Below are 2,396 nucleotides of genomic sequence, written 5' to 3' on the forward strand. Positions count from 1 at the left end.
GGCCGCGGCCCGGCCTCCGGACTCGGCCGTCCACGCCCCGACCAGGTCGAGCAGCGCCCGCACGGTGTCGTCCTCGGGGAGCGCGGCCCCCGGCCCCCCGGGGGGCGCCATCCCGTCCGACCCGCCGGCGCCGACGGTCACCTCGGCGCGCGGGAAGTCCCCGCCCTCCGGCTGGTAGGTCGCGACCGGGTAGTCCGGCTCCCATGCCTGCAGGGCCAGCGGGACCTCCACCATCGGCCGGGGGACGGCGCGGTCGGCGGACAGGTCCTCACCCCGGACGACCCGCTCCTGGGCCACCACCGCCGCCAGGGGGGGATCGGTCAGATGGGGGGCCAGCTCGGCCCACGAATGAGTGGACGCCGCCACCTCGGCCAGGGGTCCGGGGGCAAAGCGGCCTCTCCCCGGCGCCACCGACCTTCCCGCCCACGGCCCGGGGGCCTCGAGGGCCAGGCGGTAGTCGGCGTGGGCGGCCGCCGGCCACAGCTGGCGGCCCCGCTCGATGGCCGCCCGGCACCGCCGGGCCAGCTCCTCCACCCCGTCCCAGTCCCCGTCCAGGCAGAGGCCGTTTACGGTCCCGACCAGCTCGTCCACATCCCCCCGCTCGACGGCGGCGGCGAGGTCGGACCTCACCCCGGTCTCACACCAGGGGCCAGGGATAGGGCCGGCGCTCGGGGTGGGGGGCGGGCAGCTCGGGGTGCCGCAGGACGGCGCGGGCCCGGCGCACCAGGGCGTCGGGCTCTCCGTCGTCGAGGAGCCGGCTCACCCGTTCGGGCACCCCGGCCGCCACCCGTTCGATGTCGGCGAGCAGGTGGTCCGGCACCGGCTCTCCGGCGAAGTCCCAGATCACGGTGCGCAGCTTCGGCTCGACGTGGAACGACAGCCCGTTGTCGATGGCCCAGATCCGCCCGTCCCCGTCGAGGAGGCAGTGGCCGCTCTTGCGGTCGGCGTTGTTGAGCAGCAGGTCGAGCACGCCGATGACCCGCAGCTGGTCGTGGTGGGCGGGGTTCTCCATCAGCGTGAAGTAGTGCTCGGAGAAGTCGGCGTCGACGAAGCGCTGCAGCGATCCCGGCCCGAGGGGGGCGTCCTGGCGCAGCACCGTCTCGGGGACCACGCCCCAGCCGAGCAGCTCCGACAGCTCCCACGCCGCCGCCTCGCGCTGGTAGACGCCGTGGGGGAAGTCCCACAGCGGCCGCTCGCCGCGCCCGGGCTTGTAGATGGCGCCGAGCTCGGTGCCGTCGCGGCAGACCGAGACCAGGAAGGTGTTGTTCGAGCTCCACGGCATGCGGCCCTGGATCTCGATCTCCCCCTCGGACAGGACCCCGAGCGCGGCGTTCTTCACAGCCCGGGGGGGCGGTTCCCGTTGGTGCGGGGGCACGCGTGGCCGGCCGGGTCCAGGGGATAGCCGCAGAGAGGGCAGGGGGGCCGACCCGACTGCACCAGCTGAACGCCGCGAATGGCCAGCGCCGCCACCTGCTCGACCGTGGCGGAGAGCCGGGCCACCGCTCCCACGTCGTCCTCCGCCACCGCCTCCTCGGCCACGAGCACGAAGCTGTTCTCCTCCTGCTCGTAGCTCACGCCCAGGGTGCCGATGACCCACGACGGCTCGGCCGGCTCCTCCAGCTCGAGGTCGGTGGGCAGGTCCCCGGGCCGGCCCACCTCCTCGAGGAGCTCGCCCAGGTACTGGGCCAGCGCCGCCACCTGGGCCTTCTCGAGCTTGAGGGTCACCCGGTCGGCGCCCCGGCTGGCCTGCAGCAGGAACACGCGCTGGCCCGGCGGCCCGACCGTCCCGACGGTAAGCCGGTCCACGCTCTCGAGGTCGTACGAGTCACTCATGACGGGGCCAGCTCGCGCAGGTCCCCGAGCGAGTTGACGGTGAGAACCGTCGGCCCGCCCGGGCCGTACAGCACCGCCGAGACCGAGCACGGGCTGATCACGATCCGCTGGAACAGGTCGAGGTGGATGGAGAGGGAGTCGGCCACCGCCGCCTTGATCGGGTCGGCGTGCGACACCGCCACGATGCGGCCGCCGGGGTGGGCGGCGGCCAGCCGGCGCAGGGTGTCGGTGACGCGGGCGTGCATCTCGACGAACGACTCCCCCTCGGGGAAGCGGAACCCGCTGGGCCAGCGTTGGACCGTGCGCCACTCCGGCTTCTTGGCCAGGACCTTGAGCTCCCCTCCGGTCCAGTCCCCGAAGTCGCACTCCAGCAGGCCGCGCTCGGTCTTGACCCGGAGGCCGGCCCGGGCGGCGATCGGGGCCGCCGTCTCCCGCGTCCGCTCCAACGGCGAGGCGTACACGGCGTCGACCTTCCCCAGCCCGGCCAGTCGCTCGGCCACCGCCTCGGCCTGGGCCCGGCCCTCGTCGGACAGGTGCAGGCCGCGCGCCCGGCCGGGGAGCAC

The 2,396-nt window shown here is 75.0% G+C and carries 4 protein-coding genes; all 4 read right to left on the reverse strand.

What is annotated here, in order from left to right:
• A partial coding sequence (locus VFW24_08160; GenBank protein HEX5266734.1) for a hypothetical protein occupies nt 1-630 on the reverse strand: 630 nt, incomplete at its 3' end.
• A gap of 7 nt (nt 631-637) precedes the next feature.
• Nucleotides 638-1,339 (reverse strand): SCO1664 family protein, encoded by a 702-nt coding sequence (locus tag VFW24_08165; protein ID HEX5266735.1) that lies wholly within the window; start codon nt 1,337-1,339, stop codon nt 638-640.
• Nucleotides 1,336-1,833, reverse strand: coding sequence for a DUF3090 family protein (locus VFW24_08170; GenBank protein ID HEX5266736.1), 498 nt, complete (start codon nt 1,831-1,833; stop codon nt 1,336-1,338). The genes VFW24_08165 and VFW24_08170 overlap by 4 nt, the downstream gene beginning before the upstream one ends.
• The coding region (locus VFW24_08175) for a histidine phosphatase family protein (protein HEX5266737.1) at nt 1,830-2,396 on the reverse strand (567 nt) is incomplete at its 5' end. The genes VFW24_08170 and VFW24_08175, both read right to left, overlap by 4 nt.

The organism is Acidimicrobiales bacterium (assembly GCA_036273495.1).
In the GTDB taxonomy this organism is placed as follows: domain Bacteria; phylum Actinomycetota; class Acidimicrobiia; order Acidimicrobiales; family JAJPHE01; genus DASSEU01.